Origin of the sequence: Ignatzschineria sp. RMDPL8A (assembly GCF_029815055.1) — a bacterium.
GTDB lineage: Bacteria > Pseudomonadota > Gammaproteobacteria > Cardiobacteriales > Wohlfahrtiimonadaceae > CALZBJ01.
In genome coordinates this window covers 338,977-360,968 of the sequence record NZ_JAPPWA010000002.1, presented here as the reverse complement: position 1 = coordinate 360,968, position 21,992 = coordinate 338,977, and the positions used below count along the sequence as shown (strand labels likewise).

General features: G+C 45.5%; 25 protein-coding genes and 1 tRNA gene. 12 read left to right on the top strand and 14 right to left on the bottom strand.

Annotated elements, in window-relative coordinates:
• Nucleotides 1-40: 40 nt before the first annotated feature.
• Entirely contained in the window at nt 41-400 is a 360-nt protein-coding gene (locus tag OXI21_RS03160; protein WP_279618112.1) for a cupin domain-containing protein, read from the top strand.
• A 131-nt stretch (nt 401-531) separates the two neighbouring features.
• Nucleotides 532-2,025 carry an aldehyde dehydrogenase family protein gene (locus tag OXI21_RS03155; protein ID WP_279618111.1) on the top strand — a complete coding sequence of 498 codons (1,494 nt, stop codon included), beginning with the start codon at nt 532-534 and terminating at the stop codon, nt 2,023-2,025.
• 131 nt (nt 2,026-2,156) lie between these two features.
• On the opposite strand, the gene OXI21_RS03150 is transcribed toward OXI21_RS03155, so the two are convergent.
• From OXI21_RS03150 to OXI21_RS03135, 4 genes are all read right to left on the bottom strand, one after another.
• Entirely contained in the window at nt 2,157-3,320 is a 1,164-nt protein-coding gene (locus OXI21_RS03150) for a glycerate kinase (RefSeq protein WP_279618110.1), read from the bottom strand.
• Between the two features lie 110 nt (nt 3,321-3,430).
• On the bottom strand, nt 3,431-4,129 hold the full coding sequence (locus OXI21_RS03145) for a hypothetical protein (protein ID WP_279618109.1): 699 nt from the start codon (nt 4,127-4,129) through the stop codon (nt 3,431-3,433).
• A 97-nt stretch (nt 4,130-4,226) separates the two neighbouring features.
• Nucleotides 4,227-4,565, bottom strand: coding sequence for a YegP family protein (locus OXI21_RS03140; RefSeq protein ID WP_279618108.1), 339 nt, complete (start codon nt 4,563-4,565; stop codon nt 4,227-4,229).
• Between the two features lie 326 nt (nt 4,566-4,891).
• On the bottom strand, nt 4,892-5,482 hold the full coding sequence (locus tag OXI21_RS03135; RefSeq protein WP_279618107.1) for a TetR/AcrR family transcriptional regulator: 591 nt from the start codon (nt 5,480-5,482) through the stop codon (nt 4,892-4,894).
• A gap of 214 nt (nt 5,483-5,696) precedes the next feature.
• On the opposite strand from OXI21_RS03135, the gene OXI21_RS03130 reads away from it, so the two are divergent.
• Nucleotides 5,697-5,867, top strand: a complete 171-nt coding sequence (locus OXI21_RS03130; RefSeq protein ID WP_279618106.1) for a hypothetical protein — start codon at nt 5,697-5,699, stop codon at nt 5,865-5,867.
• A 189-nt stretch (nt 5,868-6,056) separates the two neighbouring features.
• Here the strand turns inward: OXI21_RS03130 and OXI21_RS03125 are convergent, their stop codons facing one another.
• Both OXI21_RS03125 and OXI21_RS03120 read right to left on the bottom strand, forming a co-directional pair.
• Entirely contained in the window at nt 6,057-6,968 is a 912-nt protein-coding gene (locus tag OXI21_RS03125; RefSeq protein WP_279618105.1) for a Dyp-type peroxidase, read from the bottom strand.
• A gap of 127 nt (nt 6,969-7,095) precedes the next feature.
• Nucleotides 7,096-7,938 carry an EamA family transporter gene (locus tag OXI21_RS03120; protein ID WP_279618104.1) on the bottom strand — a complete coding sequence of 281 codons (843 nt, stop codon included), beginning with the start codon at nt 7,936-7,938 and terminating at the stop codon, nt 7,096-7,098.
• 176 nt (nt 7,939-8,114) lie between these two features.
• On the opposite strand from OXI21_RS03120, the gene OXI21_RS03115 reads away from it, so the two are divergent.
• The 3 genes from OXI21_RS03115 (at nt 8,115) to OXI21_RS03105 (ending at nt 9,384) form a co-directional block, all read left to right on the top strand.
• Nucleotides 8,115-8,567: an NUDIX domain-containing protein gene (locus tag OXI21_RS03115; RefSeq protein ID WP_279618103.1), complete on the top strand. Its 453-nt coding sequence runs from the start codon at nt 8,115-8,117 to the stop codon at nt 8,565-8,567.
• Nucleotides 8,568-8,628: 61 nt separating this feature from the next.
• Nucleotides 8,629-8,704 (top strand) — tRNA-Gly (locus OXI21_RS03110).
• Between the two features lie 134 nt (nt 8,705-8,838).
• A complete protein-coding gene (locus tag OXI21_RS03105; RefSeq protein ID WP_279618102.1) occupies nt 8,839-9,384 on the top strand; it encodes a GNAT family N-acetyltransferase in 546 nt (181 codons plus the stop codon).
• Between the two features lie 24 nt (nt 9,385-9,408).
• Here OXI21_RS03105 and OXI21_RS03100 read toward each other — a convergent pair whose 3' ends face one another.
• Complete coding sequence (locus OXI21_RS03100) at nt 9,409-9,903, bottom strand: hypothetical protein (protein ID WP_279618101.1); 495 nt, start codon at nt 9,901-9,903, stop codon at nt 9,409-9,411.
• A 326-nt stretch (nt 9,904-10,229) separates the two neighbouring features.
• Between OXI21_RS03100 and OXI21_RS03095 the strand changes: the two genes are divergently transcribed.
• On the top strand, nt 10,230-11,570 hold the full coding sequence (locus OXI21_RS03095) for a CoA-disulfide reductase (protein WP_279618100.1): 1,341 nt from the start codon (nt 10,230-10,232) through the stop codon (nt 11,568-11,570).
• A 161-nt stretch (nt 11,571-11,731) separates the two neighbouring features.
• The gene (locus OXI21_RS03090; protein ID WP_279618099.1) at nt 11,732-12,439 is read left to right on the top strand and encodes an FCD domain-containing protein; all 708 of its coding nucleotides are present in this window, start codon (nt 11,732-11,734) and stop codon (nt 12,437-12,439) included.
• A gap of 168 nt (nt 12,440-12,607) precedes the next feature.
• On the opposite strand, the gene OXI21_RS03085 is transcribed toward OXI21_RS03090, so the two are convergent.
• The 3 genes from OXI21_RS03085 to OXI21_RS03075 form a co-directional block, all read right to left on the bottom strand.
• The gene (locus OXI21_RS03085) at nt 12,608-12,892 is read right to left on the bottom strand and encodes a DUF2798 domain-containing protein (protein WP_279618098.1); all 285 of its coding nucleotides are present in this window, start codon (nt 12,890-12,892) and stop codon (nt 12,608-12,610) included.
• Nucleotides 12,893-13,007: 115 nt separating this feature from the next.
• Complete coding sequence (locus OXI21_RS03080; protein ID WP_279618097.1) at nt 13,008-13,634, bottom strand: DUF805 domain-containing protein; 627 nt, start codon at nt 13,632-13,634, stop codon at nt 13,008-13,010.
• A 133-nt stretch (nt 13,635-13,767) separates the two neighbouring features.
• Complete coding sequence (locus tag OXI21_RS03075; RefSeq protein ID WP_279618096.1) at nt 13,768-14,412, bottom strand: LysE family transporter; 645 nt, start codon at nt 14,410-14,412, stop codon at nt 13,768-13,770.
• A gap of 315 nt (nt 14,413-14,727) precedes the next feature.
• Here OXI21_RS03075 and pdxS point away from each other — a divergent pair, with 315 nt between their 5' ends.
• A complete protein-coding gene (gene pdxS, locus OXI21_RS03070) occupies nt 14,728-15,582 on the top strand; it encodes a pyridoxal 5'-phosphate synthase lyase subunit PdxS (RefSeq protein ID WP_279618095.1) in 855 nt (284 codons plus the stop codon).
• A gap of 103 nt (nt 15,583-15,685) precedes the next feature.
• Here pdxS and OXI21_RS03065 read toward each other — a convergent pair whose 3' ends face one another.
• Nucleotides 15,686-16,519: a restriction endonuclease gene (locus OXI21_RS03065; RefSeq protein WP_279618094.1), complete on the bottom strand. Its 834-nt coding sequence runs from the start codon at nt 16,517-16,519 to the stop codon at nt 15,686-15,688.
• 152 nt (nt 16,520-16,671) lie between these two features.
• Here OXI21_RS03065 and OXI21_RS03060 point away from each other — a divergent pair, with 152 nt between their 5' ends.
• Nucleotides 16,672-17,580: a LysR substrate-binding domain-containing protein gene (locus OXI21_RS03060; protein WP_279618093.1), complete on the top strand. Its 909-nt coding sequence runs from the start codon at nt 16,672-16,674 to the stop codon at nt 17,578-17,580.
• A 6-nt stretch (nt 17,581-17,586) separates the two neighbouring features.
• Here OXI21_RS03060 and tpx read toward each other — a convergent pair whose 3' ends face one another.
• Complete coding sequence (tpx, locus tag OXI21_RS03055; RefSeq protein ID WP_279618092.1) at nt 17,587-18,111, bottom strand: thiol peroxidase; 525 nt, start codon at nt 18,109-18,111, stop codon at nt 17,587-17,589.
• Between the two features lie 176 nt (nt 18,112-18,287).
• Nucleotides 18,288-18,902 carry a YceI family protein gene (locus OXI21_RS03050; RefSeq protein WP_279618091.1) on the bottom strand — a complete coding sequence of 205 codons (615 nt, stop codon included), beginning with the start codon at nt 18,900-18,902 and terminating at the stop codon, nt 18,288-18,290.
• Between the two features lie 167 nt (nt 18,903-19,069).
• Between OXI21_RS03050 and OXI21_RS03045 the strand changes: the two genes are divergently transcribed.
• The gene (locus tag OXI21_RS03045) at nt 19,070-19,213 is read left to right on the top strand and encodes a hypothetical protein (RefSeq protein ID WP_279618090.1); all 144 of its coding nucleotides are present in this window, start codon (nt 19,070-19,072) and stop codon (nt 19,211-19,213) included.
• A 357-nt stretch (nt 19,214-19,570) separates the two neighbouring features.
• Here the strand turns inward: OXI21_RS03045 and OXI21_RS03040 are convergent, their stop codons facing one another.
• Entirely contained in the window at nt 19,571-21,160 is a 1,590-nt protein-coding gene (locus OXI21_RS03040; RefSeq protein WP_279618089.1) for a peptide chain release factor 3, read from the bottom strand.
• Between the two features lie 307 nt (nt 21,161-21,467).
• On the opposite strand from OXI21_RS03040, the gene OXI21_RS03035 reads away from it, so the two are divergent.
• Nucleotides 21,468-21,929, top strand: coding sequence for a universal stress protein (locus tag OXI21_RS03035; protein WP_279618088.1), 462 nt, complete (start codon nt 21,468-21,470; stop codon nt 21,927-21,929).
• Nucleotides 21,930-21,992 lie beyond the last annotated feature (63 nt).

The following is a 21,992-nucleotide window of genomic DNA, read 5'->3' as shown; positions in this document are numbered from 1 at the left end:
TATTTTATTCACGTAACTTTAAAAGTTTAAGGAATGTTTTATGTTAAAAATTAAAAAAAATGTACAACTCGATGAGCTCGATAGCTGGGGCACCATCACCGATTTAGGCTCTGAAATTGTTGAAGGTGAGTGCAAAATCTACGGTAAATTTACCGTGGGCAATCCTGAAGTACCGATCAATGGCGGCTATTTTGCGGTGACAAAAGGGACATTTCGCATGACCTATCCCTTCACCGAGCAAGCGACCATCGTCACCGGAAAACTCAAACTCACTAATGAGGCAACCGGCGAATCGTGGGAATTAAATGAAGGCGATAGCTGGGTTGTGGAAAAAGACACCACCCTTTTATGGGAAGTGGAAACTGACTTTTTCGTCAAACACTATCTTTCAGCGGTTTAATCTGCTAAAAAAGTAATATCATGCGTTAAAGGCCTTGCAACTTCATCTAATCCCCTTGATGTGCAAGGCTTTTAGCCATTATTTATCATCATAAACGCCCATCATTACAACGACAATAACAGGGAGTGATCATGAGTAAAATCACCATATTACCCAGCGTAACCGAATTTTTATCCGTGCAACACGGCAACTTTATCAATGGAGCGGAAGAGCAAAAGCCGGATGCTACGCCTCATGCGCTCTACAATCCCGCCACTGGCAATGTGTTAGCAAACGTCAATAAGTGCACTGTCGATGATATGGAACGCGCCGTTCAAAATGCGCACCAAGCCTTTACCGATCGGCGCTGGTCTGATATGCGTCCGGCCGATCGCGAGCGTATTTTATATCGTCTCTCAGAGCTTCTTCTTGAACACGAAGAGACGCTTGCGCAACTGGAAACCCTCAATCAAGGGAAATCGATCCATATTTCACGCGCGGTGGAAGTGAAAAGTACCGCAGAATATATCCGTTATATCGCCGGTTGGACCACAAAAATCACCGGCGAAACGATCGATGTCTCCATTGCAACGCCTGATAATGCGAATTTTACCGCCTACACACTCAAAGAGCCGATCGGCGTTGTGGCCGCGATTGCCCCTTGGAACTTCCCGCTCTCCATTGCCGCGTGGAAAACGATTCCCGCTCTAGCAGCTGGCTGTTCAGTTGTCTTAAAACCCTCTGAAGAGACACCTCTTACCGCGCTCTATCTTGCGAAACTGGCACTCGAAGCAGGCGTTCCTGCCGGCGTATTTAACGTATTGGTGGGCGCTGATGGCAGTATTGGGCAAGCGCTCGTTGAGCACCCCTTGATTCGTAAAGTGACCTTTACCGGATCGACCGCTGTGGGTAAAAAAGTGGGGAAAGCCGCCATCGATCATATGGCACATTTCTCCTTAGAGCTTGGTGGGAAAAATCCGATGATCATTATGGATGATGTGGATGTTGATGTGGCCGTCAATGGCATTATGATGGGGGCATTTTTAAACTCAGGCCAAGTGTGTGCGGCGGCCTCGCGTATCTATGTACATCAAAAAATTTACGAAAAAGTACAGCGCAAACTTCAAGATATTTTACTCAATATTAAAGTGGGCGATGGACTTGATGAGAGTGCCCAAATTCAACCGGTCGTCTCAAAACGTCAGCAAGAGCAGATTTTAAACTACTTCTCGGTTGCGCAAGCGGAAGGCGCGTCGATTCTCTGCCCCGATATTTCCCATCTGACCGAAGGGTTTTATGTGCCGCCGGCGGTCATTACTAACCTGCAAGTCACCAGCCGTATTTTAAAAGAAGAGATCTTTGGCCCGGTGATCGCGCTTGTCTCGTTTTATGATATTAACGAGGTGATCAATTACGCGAACAATACCGATTATGGGCTTGCGGCAAGCCTTTGGACCAATAATTTAAAACATACCATGGATCTCACCCGTAAAATTGAAGCGGGCACTGTATGGGTCAACTCGCACGTTCCGCTCGATCCGGCGATGCCTTTTGGAGGGGTAAAACAGTCAGGCATTGGCCGTGAATTTGGTAAAACCGCGGTGGAAAACTTTACTGAAACCAAAACCGTCTGTATCGCTCACTAATTCACACCAACCATCACTCTGTGAAAAAGCAGAGAAAAAGGCATAAAAAAACGCTCGAGGGATCTTTAATTGAGATCTCTCCGAGCGTTTTTGTATCGGTTAATTGATTTATCGGCTTGTCGCTGAAAAATTTAATGCATCGCTTTCGGTAAATTAAACGCGATCAAACGGGCAATATTTTCACTGAGTGCTGTGAGGTTTTCACCGCCATTTTTAAGCGCATCGTCAAGCGTAATCACACCAGGTGAGCAGCTAAAAATTGCATTAAATCCCGCTTCAAGCAGCTTTTCAGAATTCGCACCTAACGCTCCGGCAACGCCAATCACCGGCACGCCATACTCTTTCGCGCATTCCGCTACACCGATCGGCGTTTTACCAAATAAAGTCTGCTCATCGAGCTGACCTTCCCCAGTAATCACAAGATCGGCCGATTTAATATGATTGCGCAGATTTAAGTGCTCAATCACAAGCTCAATTCCTGAGTGAAGTTTTGCATCTAAAAAGCCCATGAGCGCTGCACCCATACCGCCTGCAGCACCGGCGCCTTGGATGTTATCAATCTCTTTACCCATATCGTGTTTTACCACATCGGCGAATTGCCCAAGTGCCCGATCGAGCATACCCACCATTTGTGGAGTTGCCCCTTTTTGCGGCCCAAAGACCGCTGATGCGCCATTGGTTCCCGTGAGAGGGTTTTTAACGTCGCACGCCACTTCCACTTCCACATTGAAAAGACGAGGATCGAGTTTTGAGAGATCAATCTCTGCAAGCTCTAACAGCGCGCGCCCGCCTTGCCCTAATGGATTGCCATTATGATCAAAAAACTGCACGCCCAGCGCTTGAAGCATCCCGACGCCACCATCGTTAGTGGCACTGCCGCCAAGACCGATTAAAATTTTCTTCGCCCCGTGATCGAGCGCCGCTAAAATGAGCTCGCCCGTTCCAAAACTTGTGGTATGAAGGGGGTTGCGATCAAAGGGGGAAATTAACTCAATGCCGCTCACTTTTGCGATCTCAATAATCGCGAGCTGTTCCGAATCCACCCAACCAAATTCACTCTCAATTTTACGCCCGATCGGATCGTGTGCACTCGCTTTAATGCGCGACCCTTCTTTTGCAAAGAGCATCGTTTCGATGAGCCCTTCGCCCCCGTCCGATACCGCTGCAAGATGGTAATCTGCTTCGGGTAATACACGCTTAAATCCTTCTGCAATCGCCGTTGCCGCTTCATCAGCGGTGAGGGATTCTTTGAAGGCATCGGGTGCAATGACGATGGATACTTTATCTTGTTTCATTAATTCGTCCCCTTAAAATTGGTGAATTGGTACACTGACATTATTTCGTTTTCTCCCGATCTGCTTTGATGATGCTCAAGCGACGATGGGATTTTATTCTCTTATTTTAATCAGTTTATCGATGGTGCGTTTAATTTTTTTTGTAAAATTCGGTAATAATCGGTATTCTCAAAGACCACACTGCGCACCTCATTTTCCGATAAGCGTTCAAGCCCCAAACAACGAAGCGAACCGCATCCCATCAGATAAACTTCCCGGTCCATTGTAGTAAGATAAACGAGTTCTGCGTAATATTGCGCATCTTTTTTATAGATATGGTCGAGCGTTTGCGCTGCGCTAAATTTCCCAATGCGAACGCCGGCGATCGATAAACACATCGCTACAATGGAAATCAACACCATAAAATAGAGGAAGTGTGTCACTTTATGAAAGTGGCTCGTAAAAAATTCCTGCGAATCGGGCTCTTTTTTAGTAAAAAGTCGAGCCCACGCAGTGTTATTGAGTGCGTTATTTAAGAATTTCATCCACGGCGCAAACAGAAGATGAAGGAGCGAAAAGAGGAGTAACCCGCCCAAAATAATTAGCGGCAATAACAGCGCTGAGAGATTGAGGTAGATATCGGTCGCTTGATAGAGCTGGTAATAGAGCCCTTCTTCAAGAGCGCGATATGGAAGAGCGAGCGAATCGTAATAGCTCTCTACCGTCAGCGTTACAAAGACGTAGAGCGGATAGGCGATAATCGGAAAAAGAAACAATAACTGCTTTGCAAATTCAAAAATTGAGTGCCGTGCCTGCGGTTTTTTAGCCATATTTCTCCTTATGGGACTCCTTATACTTCTCACTTTATGGCAGATAGAGTAAAGCCCTCAACATTGGAGGGCTTTAAAATGTGTTACCGAGCCATTTTTAGGCTTTGGTTAAATCCTCTTCAGAGGCATCGGGCGCGTTTTTCATAATGGATTGAATCCCTTTTTCACGTCCCGCTTCGGTTTTATAGATCTGGCTTGTGCCGATAATTTCGCCATTGGCCGCTTTGAGGCTAAAGGAGAATTTCCCGGTATCTGAGGTGTTACGTTTGTAACGATTCTCATCCGGTGCATTTTTACGGACCGATGCAATTCCTTTTTGGCAACTTGCTTTCGCTTTATAGCCTTCGCTGCTCAGAATATTTTCACCGTTTACCGCTTTTAATCGAAAATAAAATTGACCATCTTTACCTTTAAATAATTCAAACTTACCGCTCATAGGAGTCCTCCCATCTAGTTATATTGAGTGATTGAGTCATAAACTTAGTTTGGTCTCGTTTCAGTATAGCGTAAATTTTAAGCATTGCGAACGACTATTTAAGGCTTATTTACTGATTTTTACTCTATCTTTACTTTAAATGTAACCAAATGGGATCGCATCATTGCATCAAATGAGGATCACGTACCCCATTTTCTCTAATAGAGGAACAGGATGACTAAAAAAAGAGCGAATACTGCAATAAATTGCCAAAAATAACAACGCATTGCATAAAAGGTTTTCAGAAACTGATAAAATTTATTTACCATATTTATATGTTTGATTAATTATTTAAACTCATGATTCTCTAATAGGCGAACAATGCTTTCGGCAACGCCTTCGGTAAATAGCTCCCAATCGGGATGCTCATCTTTAAAATAGGCGTATTGAATGAGCGGTTCTAAAATGAGCCCGGTATAAAGAGAAATCAGCAAATAGAGCGATTTGGGCACAATTTCGCCGGATGCGAGCCCCTCTTCGATCACCTCACGCATCCAAAAATGCGGCTTTAACTCATCTTCCACCTGATCCCAAAATTGATATTGCGACAATAACGCAAACTGCACACTCTCCGGATCATCATGATAAAAGGCGTAGGTATAGCGTTGCATATCGCACAGACGCTCGATGGTGGTACGGGTTTTATCCCGCGCAATTTCACCAATATCGTGGGTGTAATGTTTTAAAATTAGCTCAAAGAGATAGAGGGTCATCTCCTCTTTACTCTTAAAATGACGATAGAGCGCTGCCTCCGATGTGCCCGCTTCTTTGGCGATATCGCGCACCGTCACGAGATTATATCCATGCTCAGCAAAGAGCTTTAACCCCGCAGACAGATAACGCCCTTTGCGCCCCTCTTGGTCTAGATCGATTCGCATCCTTTTTCTCCTCAAGCAAACAAACGTTAACTTAGTATAGCGAAGTTAAGCGCGGTTTTCTGCGGTTTTTGCACGCGTCCTAAAAAAAGATGTAATCAGTTGTTAACTTTTTACTTGACTTCCGCCAATATGACCGATTATCATACAGATAACGCAATGTTAACAAATGATAACTTTAACGTGCCCACCGATCAAATCCTCAGAGGAGGTTCTTATGAAACGCTTTTTGATTCTTTTAAGTTTAACCGCCATCGTCGCTGGAGGCTCTCACCTCTTAATTGAAAAAACCAACGCTCGCGTGCTCGATAAAGAGATTAAAAATGAGCTCATTTTATTAAGCGCGCAGCAGATACCTAACCGTTCCATCTATGAGGTTTTACCTTAGACATTAACCTTAAAGGGTAATCCAACGGTTACATTTCCCTTCACTCATCATTTCGCGGCAGGCACAAAAAAGCCAACCGCAAAGGCATTGACTATGTTCCTCTACGATTGGCTTTCCATGTTCGGCACGTTGTCGCTGATGTATTATCTTATTTCGCGCCGTTCTTAATTCTAATACTGTCTATAAATCTTAATCCGCTAATGCTTCAAGTTGCTCAAGCGATGGCGCATAGAGATAGCTTCCGGTCACCGCGTGTGTGTACGAGAGCATCGCATCAAATTCTCCATCGGTTTCACCAAACATCATGGCAAACATCTTCTCAATGCGGGTAAGCTCAGCGCTATAGGCTAAGAAATAGAGCCCTTTGGTGCCACTTGCTTTCCCGTATGGCAAGCTTTGACGGAGGATTTCAAGCTCTTCGCCATCTTCCTCAATCACAACGCGTGCGGTATGCGCTGTCGTCGGTTTTTCCTCATCATCCATCTCGATATCCCGCTCTTTGGTGCGCCCAAAGACATTTTCTTGCGCTTTAAGATCGAAATGCTCAAATTGCTCTAGATGATGCTCCCAACGTTGTGCAAGAACATAGCTTCCGCCCGCATCGACGCCTTCATTAATGACCGCCACATCCGTGCGATTCACTTGGCCTTTCGGGTTTTCCGTCCCATCAACAAAACCGCTCAAATCGCGCGCTTCAATCCAACGGAAACCGTGCGTTTCATCATCCACCGTCACCGCATCCCCAAACACCTCCACCACATCTTTTGCCAGGGTGAAGTTTAGATCATGACGATCCGATAAAATATGGATAAAGATGTCGCACTGGGTCGCTTTTGCCATGCCATATCCAAGCTCGCGAAACGGTTTTAATTCCGGCGCAGAGTCAGGATTATCGGACAGTTTACGCCAAAGATCGGGACCAAACGCGATCACCATCTCAATGTCTGAATTCCAAAAACGGGTTTTTAACGACGAAAGACGCCCGGCAAGTTCACCGCACGCATCGCGAATCGGATCGAGATCATCACCGACCACCGATAATTCCATAAAAATGCCGAAAATTTTGTTCTCAAGGGTAATTCCAGGTTGGTGTAAACTCATAACCACGACTCCTTTTTAGTAACACTACACAATAAACGAAAGTTCTTTGATTATCATATCGCAAAATGCGCACAAATATCGGGAACTGCGCAATATTTTTTACTTATCTTAATGATTATTACCCGCGCTATCGCCCCGTGGATGACGCGCCCACCGATGCCACAATAATTGCCAGTAATGCGCACCACTGCGTCACCGTTAAAATCTCATTTAAGAGAAAAAATCCGGCCAGTGCGCCAAAGGCAGGGTCAAGACTCGTGAGTGTTCCGAAGGTCTTTTTCGGAAGCTTAGCTAATACATAGAGCTCTAACGCAAAAGGAATCGCCGAGGACAAAAGCGCCACGCCAAACGCAAGGGGTAAAATATCAAGCGAGAAGAGCGCCGACCCTTGCATCGCAAGCCCGACAGGGAAATAGATGAGCGCCCCAATCCCCAGTCCAATACCCGAAGCGGAGATTCCAAACTCCATCCCCGTTTTTTGCCCAAAGATAATATAAAGCGCCCAGAATGCGCCAGCGCTTAAGGCATAGAGCACCCCAATCGGATCGACATCGCTATTTTCGCCCCACGGCAGCAGAAAGAGTAGCCCTGCAATCACGAGTAAAATCCAGATAAAATCCACCGGCCGACGAGAAGAAAGAATCGCCACTAGCAAAGGCCCGGTAAATTCAAGCCCCACGGCAATCCCGATATGGAGGCGATTGAGCGATTGGTAAAAGAGAAAATTCATTGTCCCGATCGCAATGCCGTAATAGAACAGATTGATGCGATTTTTCTTCGGGAGATTACGCTTCCACGGCTGAAAGACCAAGAGCAAAATAATCGCGCTAAAGCCAAGGCGCCACGCCGTCACCCCTTCGGGACCAATCTCAGCAAAGAGCGTTTTCGCCAGTGCCGCGCCCCCTTGTACCGAAACAATTGCCACCACCAGTAAAATGATGGGCATCATCGATCGCTTCATTTCAGTCATATTATCCACAATCTCCCTAAAATCAATTAAATAAGCATCATCCCGATGCACCAAATTCGCCCTCTATGATAATCCTTTTTCGATAAAATAGCGGGCTTTTCTTCTTGAATAGCTCTTGAATGGACCACACAATCTCTCTACAATGCACTCCCCCGTTCACGCTTTGGAGAAACGCCATGACAACGCCCCACCCCTCCGATAAATATTTCTATCTCGCCGCCGCCATCATTACCGATGCGAGCGATCGCCTCCTTGTGGTGCGAAAACAAAATACCCATAAATTTATGCTCCCCGGTGGAAAGATTGAAGCGGGTGAAACGCCGCGGGAAGCATTACTACGTGAACTAGAAGAAGAGATTGCGCTCAAAATTGAGGCATCGCTCCCTATCTTTATTCAAGAATATGAAGCGCCCGCCGCCAACGAGCCCGATTACCGCATTAAGTCGAATCTATTTCGCGTTAAACTTGATGAAATTTTGACCATTCATCCCGAGGCAGAAATTGCCGAAATTCGTTGGGTTGAAAAAGACCAAACGGAAGGGATTGATTTTGCACCGCTCATTGAGAGTTTTGTGATTCCGCTCTGGCGCTCCGAGCTTGAAAATGCAGCTCACAGCGATATCGATTAATAATTGAGCAAAAATAGTGTTGACTCTCCGCGAGATTCGCCTATAATAGCATACCTGTTCAGCGGGAATAGCTCAGTTGGTAGAGCACAACCTTGCCAAGGTTGGGGTCGCGAGTTCGAGTCTCGTTTCCCGCTCCAAATTTTAAAAGCAGTCATTTTATCAGATGACTGCTTTTTTTATTGTCTAAAATTTAATGACGCTAATTTATTACCCCTATTGAATTAGGATAAACTGATCTTTCCTCTGTCATAAAAAAGAGATGAATAATTCTATGCCTTCTCAAATTCCCAACGCATTGGCAATCAAACTAGCATCCGATCCCAAGTGGATTCTTAAACGCTTTGATGAGCTCACGACCCTCGAGCTTTTCTCGATTTTAAAGCTGCGTCAAAATGTCTTTATGCTCGAACAGACCTCGCTCTACCCCGATATTGATGAGGCGGATCTAACCGCATTGCACCTCTTTTTACTGTCGGATCAAGATGACGCTGAAGCTGAAACGCAAACCCCACTACCAATTCTTGCTTATGGGCGAATCCTCGCGCCGACCCAACTTAAAGAAGACTTGGCATCTTCGCAAAAGATTTCCTTTGGACGCGTCATCATTGCCAAAGAGGCACGCGGGACGAGGCTTGGCACTGCGTTAATTGATCAATTAATGGAGACAATAAAAATGCGCTTCCCCGACGTCTCGCAAATTGAGATCGGAGCGCAAGCGCATTTAGAGAATTTTTACGGAAAATTTGGTTTTGTCAAAGTAACCGAACCGTACGATGATGGCGGCGTTTTGCATATCGATATGCACTGCCGACTTTAATACAAGATTTAAATCAATTTAAATCTACAGACGCGTCATGCAGAAATAGATCGGCTCTTTACGTTCGGCAACAACCGGGAGATTTTGCAAGGTCGAGCATCCAAGTTTCACCTGATGGAAACCACGTTTTTTACCCTTTTCAATGAGCGTGCCTTTATCGCCTTGTGCTTCCCAACGGATGCCCTCGGCTTCATAGACCGCACCTTTGCTCCACGCCTCAATCTGCGGCAACACAATCACCCGATCAGGAATGAAACTGAGTTCTACTTCGCGCGTTCCATTTTTAAGCTCCCGATAGGTCACTTTTAGCCCACGATCGGTACTTTTATCGGCCTGATAGAGATATTCCACCGGACTTAAGAGCTCATACCCCTCACGGTTTGTGGGTTTCGCTAACCACACATTATCGCCATTGGGTTTTTTATAGAGATAGGTGCCTGAGGCATTGCCTGTAGAGCCCGTCGTTGCACAGCCCGTAATTAAAATCGCTGTAGCAATAAGTGCCGCTAGATAACGCATAAAAGTATCTGTCCTTCCGTTTTAATGCTGATTGAATGCTGATTGAATGCTGATTGAATGCTGATCGATTATTTTTAAAGTGCATAAAATAATACCCAATTTTCGTTAAAAACTGTAATCTTTTTCGGTTTTTCTTCGGTTATTTACACATAGATCAATCTTTTTAAAGCCCGCAATCCTCGCACGATCGACACTTATTTGAATCTCAGCATAAAGCGCTAAAACGTAGCACAATCGCCAATCTTCCACTATAGTAAAAGAGAACACTTTATCATTTTATAGAATTATAAAATCATTCATTCAATAATGAAAAAGAGGAGCGGAGTATGAATATTATCATTATCGGCGGGATTGCAGCAGGAATGAGCGTTGCCGCTAAAGCCAAACGTGAAGCACCCGAGGCAACGGTGACGGTCATTGAAGCGGAGGATTATATCTCCTTTGGTGCCTGCGGTCTGCCCTATTATCTCGGTGGCCATTTTGACGATCCCAACACTATGTTTGCCCGCACGCCGGAGCAGATGGAAACGCAAGGAATTACTCTCTTAACGCGTCATCTTGCAACGGGAATTCATTTTGATCAAAAAGCGGTGAGCGTCCGCAATCTCGCAACGGAAGACGAGACGATGATGCACTACGATCGCCTCATGATTGCAACCGGTGCTACGCCCGTGAAACCGCCTATTGCCGGCATCGATGCAGATAACGTCTATACGCTGACCAAACTCAATGAAACGCAAAAACTTAAAAATTCGCTCGGCCGATATGAAACGATCGGCGTGATTGGTGGTGGATTTATCGGGATTGAAGTCGCAGAACAGCTCGCGCTGATGGGTAAAAAAGTCAAACTCATTCAAGCAAGCGGCACACTCATCAATCGCCCCTTCGATCCTGAATTTTCCGCCAAAATTTTAACAGCGCTTGAAGAGATTGGCGTTAAAGTAGTGCTCAATACGCTGATTGAATCCTTCACCCTCAACGAGCAAAAAAACGTCACGCAGATGGTCTCAAAAGAGAGCGTTTATCACGTCGATGCGGTGGTGGTGGCCATCGGATTTCGCCCCAATACCGCCTTTATTACCGACCCGCGTCTTAAAAAGCTCGACAATGGTGCGATTGTGATTAATGCCTATGGTGAAACGTCGATTCCTGATGTCTTTAGCGCGGGAGATTGTGCAACGATTCCCCATAAATTTCACGGCAATATCTATCTTCCTTTAGCGACGGGCGCCAATAAAATGGGCCGTGTGATCGGGACCAATATTGTCTCAGAGAATAAACATCGCGAGCAATATGTCGGTTCGCTCGGCAGCAGCGCCATTAAAGTTGGGCATTATGAAGCGGGGTCGACGGGGCTTACCGAGCGGGATGCCAAAGCGCTCAACATTCCCTATAAAACCACCACCATTACCACTCAATCCCACACCGCCTATTATCCCGGGGCAACGCCGATCGATATTAAGCTTGTCTATAATGCGGAGAGTAAAATCCTCCTTGGCGCGCAACTCTTTGGGAAAAAAGATGCCGTGCTGCGGATGACGGGATTATCTACGGCGATTTATGCCAATCTTAAAACCGATGAGATTGGCCTGCTTGATTATGCCTACGCTCCGCCCTTCTCACTTACCTGGGAAGCGCTCAATATCGCGGCCAACACCGCTAAATAATCAATCAATACGTTTAAAATAGCTAGCGGTATCAGATTGTTACGCCGGTCGCTATTGTCTTTCTATGATTTCAGATATGACAAAAATGCATTACTCAAACCGAAAAAAGTATGCGACAGTGAACTCAGTCCACAACCATTCATCTCAAAAAGGAGATCGACATGAATGCAGCATTATTACATGAGAATCGCGATTATTTTGAGCTCGTGCGTCAAGTGGTTAAACGCATTGAGCAAGGCGCATTCTTACCGGGGGAATATCTCCCGAAAGCTGCGGATATTGCCAAAGAGATGGGCGTGGAGACGGAATCGATCGAAACGGTTTTAAACCGATTTGAAGCAGAGGGTATCATCTATAAAAAACCAAGTGGTGAGTACTTTCTCTCCAATAGCGATCGTGGCCTCTTGATTGCGAAGATTAAAAGCAACATTTTACACGTCCACACCGAGGATCTCATTGAACTCCTTGAGGTGCGTGAAGCGATTGAATCGCGTGCCATTGCGCTTGCCTGTGACCGCCGTACTGAGCCCGATTTAAAGGCCATTGAAGCCGCGCTCAATACCCTCGAAGAGGCGATCGCCAATAAACAGGTGGCCGCCAAAGCCGATATCGCCTTCCATAAAGCGATTATCAAAGCGAGCCATAATCATATGCTGATCAAGATTGCCGATATTTTGTTTGATAGCTTTAAGGAATCGCTCCTTGAAACGCGCACCAAAGTCAGACGTCTTGACCGAGTCGATCACTTTATTAACGAGCATCGTCAGATGTTTAACCTGATTCGAGATCAGCAGAAAGAGGAGGCCGTTTCGCTGATGATGAACCACATTGAAAATACCATTGGTCTCTACCGCTCTTTAAAAGAATAACCATCAAAAAGAAGAAGAATAATTAAGAAAAAGAAGAAAGGTGATGGGGGAGAAATAATAATAACAATAACCGATTCAACCCTTTTATAGAGCACTAAAAACCGCCTTACACCAAGGGAACCCCTGAAGTATAAGGCGGTTTTTCTCATTTCCTCTTGGCCAAATCCATTACGCTTTGGGTTTGGGAGGCTGAGGTTTTTCAACGATCATAAAGACCAATTTTTGTGCGATTGGCATAAATATAATCATCGTAGGATACGCAACCGCCCACGAAATCATCCACGACACCATCCATTTTGCAAAGAAAATATCGGATCCACCTGCGACACGCCACGTACTAATACCGGCGACCACAAATGTCATTAAAAACGTAAGCACGAGGGGTACGATAAATCGTGCATATTTTGAGGGTAGTTTGCTACGTTTAACGGGTGTTTCGGTTGACTGAGTCATATTGATACCTCACTTATCTCAAGATCGTTGAAGGAATACTGTAGCATATTTTTTATTCATTCTACAATTTTATATATCAAAATAGATGCCCATTATGCGAAGACCAATCTCCGACTCAGTATCGGATCACAATCACAATGCCCACCATCACTAAAAAGTAAGCCAGATAGAGCGCAGAGAGTACCAAACAAAAAAGCGCCAACGGTAGATTTCCTCGCGTCACCGGCGCGCCAAACGGATTGACATAATCCACCCCTTCATTCACCAGTAGCAAAAACATCATCACCCCGAGCGCAATGCCAAAAGCGATGGGATGAATCCAATAAAGAAGTGGCAATAAAATGAGATAACCGCCGGTAATATTAAAATCATGCAGGCGAAGCGCCATAAACCGAATGGTAAAAATACCACTCAAAACGATTAACCCCGCGACCACCGCGAGCATTATGCCACTCTCACCCCGAACCATCTCCGTCCAGAGCGGGCCTTCATTAATCTCATAGCCCACATAGCGAAAAACGGTATACGCCAAAAAGGGGAGCATCGAAAAAAATGCGCCAATGATAAATTGCAAGCGCCCAATTCGCCCCTTAAAACTTAAGCTAAAATAGCTCGGATGCGCGGCTGTATCACTATACTCCCGCGTTACCTCTTCCCGATAAAGGCCGGTGAGTTTCGCTTTAACCTCACGAATCTCCGCCTCATCTACCTCGATTTCATTCCATTCCTGCTCATCACGCATTGATGCACTCCTTTCATCATTTTTAGCTAATGCTTAGTAAATTCCTAGTCAATTCTGAGTGAATGATTGGTAAAGCTCACTCAATTCACGCCTCATCCGACTAATTATACCGAGCTTTAAGCTAATTTTCCGCTTACGCTTGATTTAAAAAGAAACTTTTAAACTCTTGATAGAGAAAGTAGATCGCAAAGCCTGAAAAGATCACCCCGGCCACCCCATCGATCACCCGCATCACTTTTTTATACGCCCGCTTCATCGCCGGAAGGGAAAACACAAGGATCACAATGCAAAACCAAATAAGCGTCTCAATTGCCACCACCGCAAAGATCGCAAGTTTCGTCTCAGTGCCCATGCCATCACTGACAAACATCGAAAAAACGCTGGCAAAATAGGCGATCGCTTTGGGATTAGCGAGATTGGTCAAGAGCCCTTTTAAAAAGAGATGTTGCCCCGCTTCCGGTAAAAAACTCACCTCTTCCGCGCCCACCTGTTTGGAAAAGGCCGAACGGAGTAACTGCACCGCAAGATAACTCAGATAGAGTGCCCCGAGAATCACAATAATATGGCGTAGCCAGACAAATTTTTCGAGGACAAAATGGAGTCCAAGCAGCGCAAGCCCTGCCCAAATCATCACCCCAACGGTGATCCCGAGCACCGCTTTAAAACTCTCTTTACGCGAAAAACGCGCCGCCGTCTGCGAGATAAAGAAAAAGTCAGGCCCGGGCGTAATAAGCGCCATTAAATGAATCCCGATAATGCTGAGTAAAATTGCAAACATAGCTCTCCTTATTGATGCGTTCCATGCCAATTGATTCACGACGTTTATAGTGTAAAGGAAATGACGATCTCATCCGATAATATTTACCCTTCTTTCCACCGCGATTTACTGTCAATCTTATCCACATTTCCTGTGGATAACTCTACGGATAACACTCTTATAAACCAAACTATGCAATTTTTCACTCTTTTTAAGAATTTCAAAGCCTCGCAATTGACGCTATACCATAGATCTTTTACTATGATGAGTGGTTTTTGATTTTATTGAGCAATATCGCTCTTTCTTTCATTCGATTACAGAGGAAAATAAAAACAGATGGCTGATTCAATTATCAAAAATGGCGGCGTGATCATGGACGTGATCAATGCGGAACAAGCTAAAATCGCTCAAGATGCCGGCGCAGTGGCAGTCATGGCGTTAGAGCGCGTTCCTTCAGACATTCGTAAAGCGGGCGGCGTTGCCCGTATGGCGGATCCGCGCATTATTGAAGAAGTATTAGGTGCAGTATCGATTCCCGTGATGGCTAAAGCTCGTATCGGCCATATTGTTGAAGCGCGCGTTCTTGAATCGATGGGCGTTCACTATCTTGACGAAAGTGAAGTATTAACCCCAGCGGATGAAGAATTTCACCTCTTAAAAAGCGACTTTAAAGTCCCATTTGTATGCGGATGTCGCGATCTTGGGGAAGCGGCTCGCCGTTTAGGTGAAGGCGCGAAAATGCTCCGTACCAAAGGTGAACCCGGAACCGGAAACATCGTCGAAGCGGTACGTCATATGCGTAAAGTGAACGCGCAAGTGCGTAAACTTCTCCATATGAATAACGATGAAATCATGACCTACGCAAAAGATCTTGGTGCACCGTATGAAGTGCTTTTACAGATCAAAGCGCACGGCCGTCTACCGGTAGCAAACTTCGCAGCGGGCGGCGTTGCAACTCCTGCAGACGCGGCACTGATGATGGAATTGGGCGCGGATGGCGTATTCGTTGGATCAGGTATTTTCAAATCAGAAAACCCTGAAAAATTCGCACGTGCCATCGTTAAAGCCACTGAAAACTATCAAGACTACGCACTCATCGCAGAACTCTCAAAAGATTTAGGCGAACCCATGCGCGGTTTAGAAATCAGCAAATTAAACCCAGAAGAGCGCATGCAAGAGCGCGGCTGGTAATCGGTTAACGATTTCGATAAAAAGCCATCTTTTCAATTAGGAAGATGGCTTTTTTTGTTTGTGTATGTTTTGAAATTCTAGATGTAAAACGGGATTTTAACCACTAATCAAAATAATCAGAATCGATCGCGGGAAGTTTAATCGAGCGCGAGCTCACGCCAACCTCCGCATCCATCATTAAATACACTAGTTGCACCCCGTCGATTAACACTACCCCTTCTACCGATTGTGCAAATTCGATCGCCTGTTTTGAGTAAGATGAGGTCGTAATAAACACGCCGCGTTTTGCTTTTTGCCCTGCAAGTGCCCCGTAAAAGGCTTGAATCTCTGGTCGCCCCACCGTATCTTGCCAACGTTTCGCTTGAACATACACCTTTTCAAGCCCTAAACGATCGAGCACAATTAGTTCAAATCGTTGGGGCGAGACCTCTTTTAAAATGGTCAGCAATTCACTTGCTACTGTCTCTTTAATGGTGCGAACTGCCTCTTCCAAGCGATCATCAGGGCTTTCCACACTGAGCGATTCACTGCGATCCGTTTGAGTATTGGCATAATTAATTGGAGATACATCCGCGCCTTCCTCATCGGTTAATTTAACCTCTAAAAAATCAAACGCCAGATGACGACGCGTCTCTTTACTTAATGGAAACCTGTGCGTTTTTACCCAATCCCGCCCCTTTTCCGTTAAGCACCATACGCCGCGTGAAATACTCTCCGATAAACCGGCGCGTTTTAAGCGATCATGCGCCCATCCCGAACGATTTTTATAGATCGCTTGCCCACTTGAGACCGTCTCTAAACGCGCATCATGGCTCAAATCTAAATAGTCCGCTGCCGCCTCATGCACCTCGCGCGCAGGCACCCCTTCGGGACAGTTTGCCAACACCTGTAAAACGGGCTCGATAAAAAAATCATACGATGGGACATTGTCTTGCATGCTCTATTCCATAGTTTTAAATAAATATGCTTCATCATAAATGAACGCGCACTTAAAAACGAATTAAAATCCCTTCACAATGACCGTGGTTCTCGTTAAAGTAATGAATTCATCTCAATAGGTAATGGCTAACGCGCAGCAAAGGATCGGCAATGCAACTGGATTTAAATGATCTCTACTATTTTGTAAAGTCGGTGGAACATGGCGGATTTTCAGCAGCGGAACGAGCGTTGGGGATTCCGAAATCACGGCTCAGTCGGCGGATTTCAACCTTGGAAGAAACCCTTGGCGTTCAGCTAATTCAGCGTTCGACCCGTCAGTTTCGTTTGACCGATCTCGGCGAGACCTATTTTACCCACTGTAAGGCGATGCTGATTGAAGCGGAAGCGGCGCAAGAGGCGATTGATCTTGCCCGAAGTGAGCCAAAAGGCGTGATCAAAATTTCTTGCCCACGTGCTCTATTGCAAACCCATGTGAGTGATATGCTCGCGCGATTTATGCTGATTCATCCGAAAGTCACAATTCAGCTGCTTTCGACTAATCGGGCCGTCGATCTTATTGGTGAAGGGATCGATATTGCGCTTCGTGTTCGTTCAAATATTGAAGATAGCGAGTTAGTCATGCGTCAGCTCGGCACTCGCACGATAGCGCTTTTTGCAAGCCCTATTTTAATCGATACGATGCAGGGAATGCCCGAAAGTTTAGATGAGCTTTCCGCGTGGCCACTGCTTGCCCATAGCTCCCAACCGACCGGGCATTCTTGGACATTTCTCAATAAAAAGGGCGATGAGTTTTGTTTTCCCATCACCCCGCGGTATATGACGACCGATATGGATGCGCTCAAACAGGCGGCGCTTGCGGGCGTTGGCGTGATTCATTTCCCGCATATGTTGCTTAAAAATGAAGTGGCCCGCGGCGAGCTGGTTAAATTATTGCCTGAGCTCACTACAACCCCTGAAATTATCCATGCCGTTTTTCCGTCCCGCCGTGGATTACTCCCGTCGGTGCGGGCGCTGATTGATTTTCTCGTCGTCGAGTTTGAAGCAATTTGTGAAGAATAATCGCCCTTAAACTAACACTTTTGCGACGTTGAGCGCCGCGTCATAATCAGGGTGATCCGTCACTTCTGCAACATACTCAATGTGTTTCACGGTATTGTCGCCATCAAGCACTACAATCCCACGGCTTAATAGGCGCAATTCCTCGATGACAAAGCCATATTTCAAGCCAAAATCAAGATCGCGATGATCGGACAGTGTCAAAAGATGATCGATATTTTTGGCACCGCAGAATCGGCCTTGCGCAAAGGGTAAATCCACCGAAAGTGTGATGACAACGGTATTTTTAAGCGTTTCAGCTTCTTTATTAAAGCGAACAGTTTGCAATTCACACACGCCCGTATCAAGCGATGGCACAACCGAGATAATCTTCACTTTATCGCCCGCTTCGTGGAGTGAATAGGAAGTGAGAACCTGCTTAAGTGCAGTAAAATCCGGCGCCTTCTCGCCAACTGTTAATGCGTGGCCCAACAAGGTAACAGGATTGCCCGCCATGGTGATTCCTTTGCGGCGTTCATCAGTTTTCTGAGTCATAAAAGCTCCTTTATCGTTTAATGGTCCAGTTAAATTATTGTTCTTTTTTCTCGGGATAAGCCCAATATTCCTCATTACTATAGCGCATAAAAAAGCGGATGATGGGTTTATCACATCCCCAATCACCCGCCAACTATGCACCTATTAATCGCCAAATATTTATCTATTATGGGCGTTTAATCGACCTTCATCAATTCGCCATCAATGGTAATTAAGACTGCTTCGCCCACGTTCGGTGAGAGGAAATTCATGCCCCACTCGCTGCGCATCAAGGTGGTTTTGGCGCGATAGCCAATGGTTTCCACCTCTGTCATCGGGCTCACTGCGTCTTTAAAGAGTTCCACATTAAGCGTGACTGGTTTGGTGACGCCGAGTAGAGTTAATTCGCCGTGCACCATACCGGTTTTTCCATCATCACTCTCAAAGCCGCTCCCTTTAAAGGTCATGGTCGGAAAGCGCTCGACGTTGAAAAAATCCGCCGTTTTAAGGTGATCGTTTAAGCCCTTTGAAACGGTCATCACGCTCCCGGTTTGAATGGTTACTTCAAGCTCCAAAAGATCCGGCTCATCCCGATCGTAACGTACCTTGCCATCGTATTCGGTAAAATAACCGTAGGTAGTCGAATAGCCCATATGATCAACTCCAAAGCCGATCCGCGTGTGATCGTGATCGAGCGCCCAACTGTTCGCCTGCGCACTCCCCATAAACGCCCCAAACAGTAGCGCACCGGCACTCAATTGAATCATTCGTTTCATTGTTTTGTTCATAGTCTTTTTCATAGTCTTCTTCATCGTCTGCTCCTCATCGTCATAATTATGCTCCCCTCACCCTAAAAATTTCGGAGGTGGAATTCATTCTCAGTATAATGGACAACTCATTGTTTGAATATCTCTGATTGTTGGAGAGTCTGTTCTAAATTTGGAACAATTCGCGGCGGGATCGCGGTAAAAGGATCGTTATGTTTTTAGTGCTGTTAATTTTAATCTTTGGCCTGCTCGGTTATCACTTTTTTGGCGTGATTGGGGTAATTATCTCCACACTTATTTGGCTCTATCTCTTTTTAATTCATTTTAAAAAGCCAAAATCGCGCGAAAACAATTAAATATTCGCAGAAAATAATATTTTTAGGCGTAAATATAGAATTTTGTAAGGAAATCTAAAATTTAGGAGTCCGCTAAGATCAATGGATTAGCGCGCAAATGTACAAATGTTTACGAATCGTAAACGGAGATTTAAATTCCCTTTACTAAAATTGAAGATTGATTCTCTATACTTAAACCCATAGCCAATTGCAAAGATTTTCACTCTAAGCAATATACATATACATTTAACGACAAAAAAGAAAAAGCTCCAATTACCCCCTGGAGCTTTTTTATTGCCCGAAATATCCGTCAGCATAAAAAAAAGACGCCGTCTAGCCGGCGCCCTCTTAACCTTAATGAATCAAATCAATTGAGTCTTATCCGTGAAATTCCCGTACGGCTTTAAATTTAATTTCAGGATAGCGTTCTTGCGTTAACGTTAAATTGACGCGAGTCGGCGCGACATAGACATATTCCCCGTGATGATCGACGGCAAGATTGTCGTAACAGCGTTTTTTGAACTCTTCAAATTTCTTCTTATCGTCCGATTCTACCCAACGTGCGGTGGCAACATTCACCTGCTCGAAAATACAATCGACGTTGTATTCAAGTTTCAAACGGTGCGCGACCACATCAAACTGAAGCACCCCAACGGCGCCGATAATCAGATCGTTATTGTGAAGCGGCTTAAAGAGCTGAGTTGCTCCCTCTTCACAGAGCTGTTCAAGCCCGCGCTCAAGGTGTTTCATGCGAAGCGGATCGCGAAGACGGGCCCGGCGGAAAAGCTCTGGCGCAAAGTCCGGAATCCCTTTAAAACTTAGGTCTTCCCCTTCAGTAAAAGTATCACCGATTCGAATCGTACCGTGATTGTAAATCCCGATAATATCGCCGGCATAGGCCTCTTCTAAATGGCTACGGTCGGAGGCCATAAAGGTCATCGCTTCTGGGATTTTAATATTTTTGCCGATACGCACATGTTTCGCACTCATGCCCGGCGTATATTTTCCTGAACAGATGCGCATAAAGGCGATTCTATCGCGGTGGCGCGGGTCCATGTTGGCTTGAACTTTAAAGACAAAACCTGTGAGTTTCTCTTCACCGGCGTGAACCTCGCGCGTTGTGGTTTTTTGCACGCTTGGCGGGGGCGCAATTTGAACAAACCCATCGAGCATCTCTTGCACTCCGAAGTTGGTGATCGCAGAGCCAAAATAAACCGGCGTTAAGCGTCCTGCACGATACTCATCGAGATCAAACTCGTTACTCGCGATCTGGACAAGCTCCACCTCTTCTCTAAAGGCATTGGCGCGTTCTTCCCCCAAAACCTCATCGAGCTCTTTACTATCGAGCCCTTGAATCACGCGACCTTTACTCGTCGTCCCGCGCTCTTCATCGTCATAAAGGTGAATGTAATCTTCTAAAATATGGTAAACGCCTTTGAGATCGCGCCCCATACCGATCGGCCAAGTGACCGGTGCACAATTGATTTTAAGCACCTCTTCCACTTCGTCTAAAAGATCGATCGGATCGCGTCCATCACGGTCCAGTTTGTTGATAAAGGTGATGATCGGCGTATCACGAAGACGGCACACATTCATCAATTTAATGGTCTGTTCCTCAACCCCGTTCGCGCAGTCGATCATCATCAGCGCCGAGTCCACCGCAGTAAGCGTGCGGTAAGTATCTTCCGAGAAGTCTTGGTGCCCGGGGGTATCAAGCAGGTTGATCATGTAATCTTGATAGGGAAACTGCATCACCGATGAGGTTACCGAGATTCCCCGTTGTTGCTCAAGCTCCATCCAGTCCGATGTGGCATGACGGGCCGCTTTACGGCCTTTGACCGATCCCGCTAAACTGATCGCGCCCCCAAATAGAAGGAGTTTTTCAGTCATTGTCGTTTTACCCGCATCCGGGTGAGCGATGATCGCAAAGGTTCGACGGCGTTGGCTCTCTTTTAACAATTTACTCATAGTGATGATAATCTTTATAAAACAATTTTTTAAATGGCAACTCAAACCGCCCCTCTCTCACAAAAAGGTAAGGGATGAGCGAACGTTAAGTTAAAAATAGATAAATTTTGACTGCCATATTGTACATGAATTTACTAAACTAAGGGTAGAAAAAGCCACAAACCTGCGATCAGCAAATGCGACATTTTTTAGCGTAAACACTGACGAATAGCAGGAAGTCGATGCGCTTCCATCATCATAATTGATTAATTGCGAAGCGCTTGGTATATAATGTAAAGATTACTTAAATCCTATGGGGGAATTTGAAATGACTGATGAGATCCATGACGATTTCAAAGAACAGTACAAACACATTTTAGTCGCCGTTGACCAGTCAGATGATGCGGAAGCGGTCGGCCGTAAGGCGCTCGGTGTGGCTAAACGAAATCGTGCAAAATTAACGCTTCTTAACATTTTAGAGAGCATTAGCCTCAATACGAGCTATGAGTTAATGCCCGTGATTCCTCAAGGCACCGATGATGAAGTGTTAGCGGAAGCGAAAAAATCGATGCGTGAGCTCTCATTTAAACTGGGGATTCCCGATGCGGACACCTTAGTGATCTCGGCACTTTCCACAAAAGAGGGAATTTTAAAAGCCGCGAAAGAACTCGACGTTGATCTGCTTATTATCGGCTCGCACACCCGTCAAGGATTGGCCCTTCTGCTTGGCTCAACCTCAGGCTCAATCATCAATGATTCACCGTGCGATATTTTAACGATTAAAGTGTAACGCCTCTATTTATTTGATAATTGGTTTAATGCGAAGCATTTAATACTGAAAACGCCTCCGGGA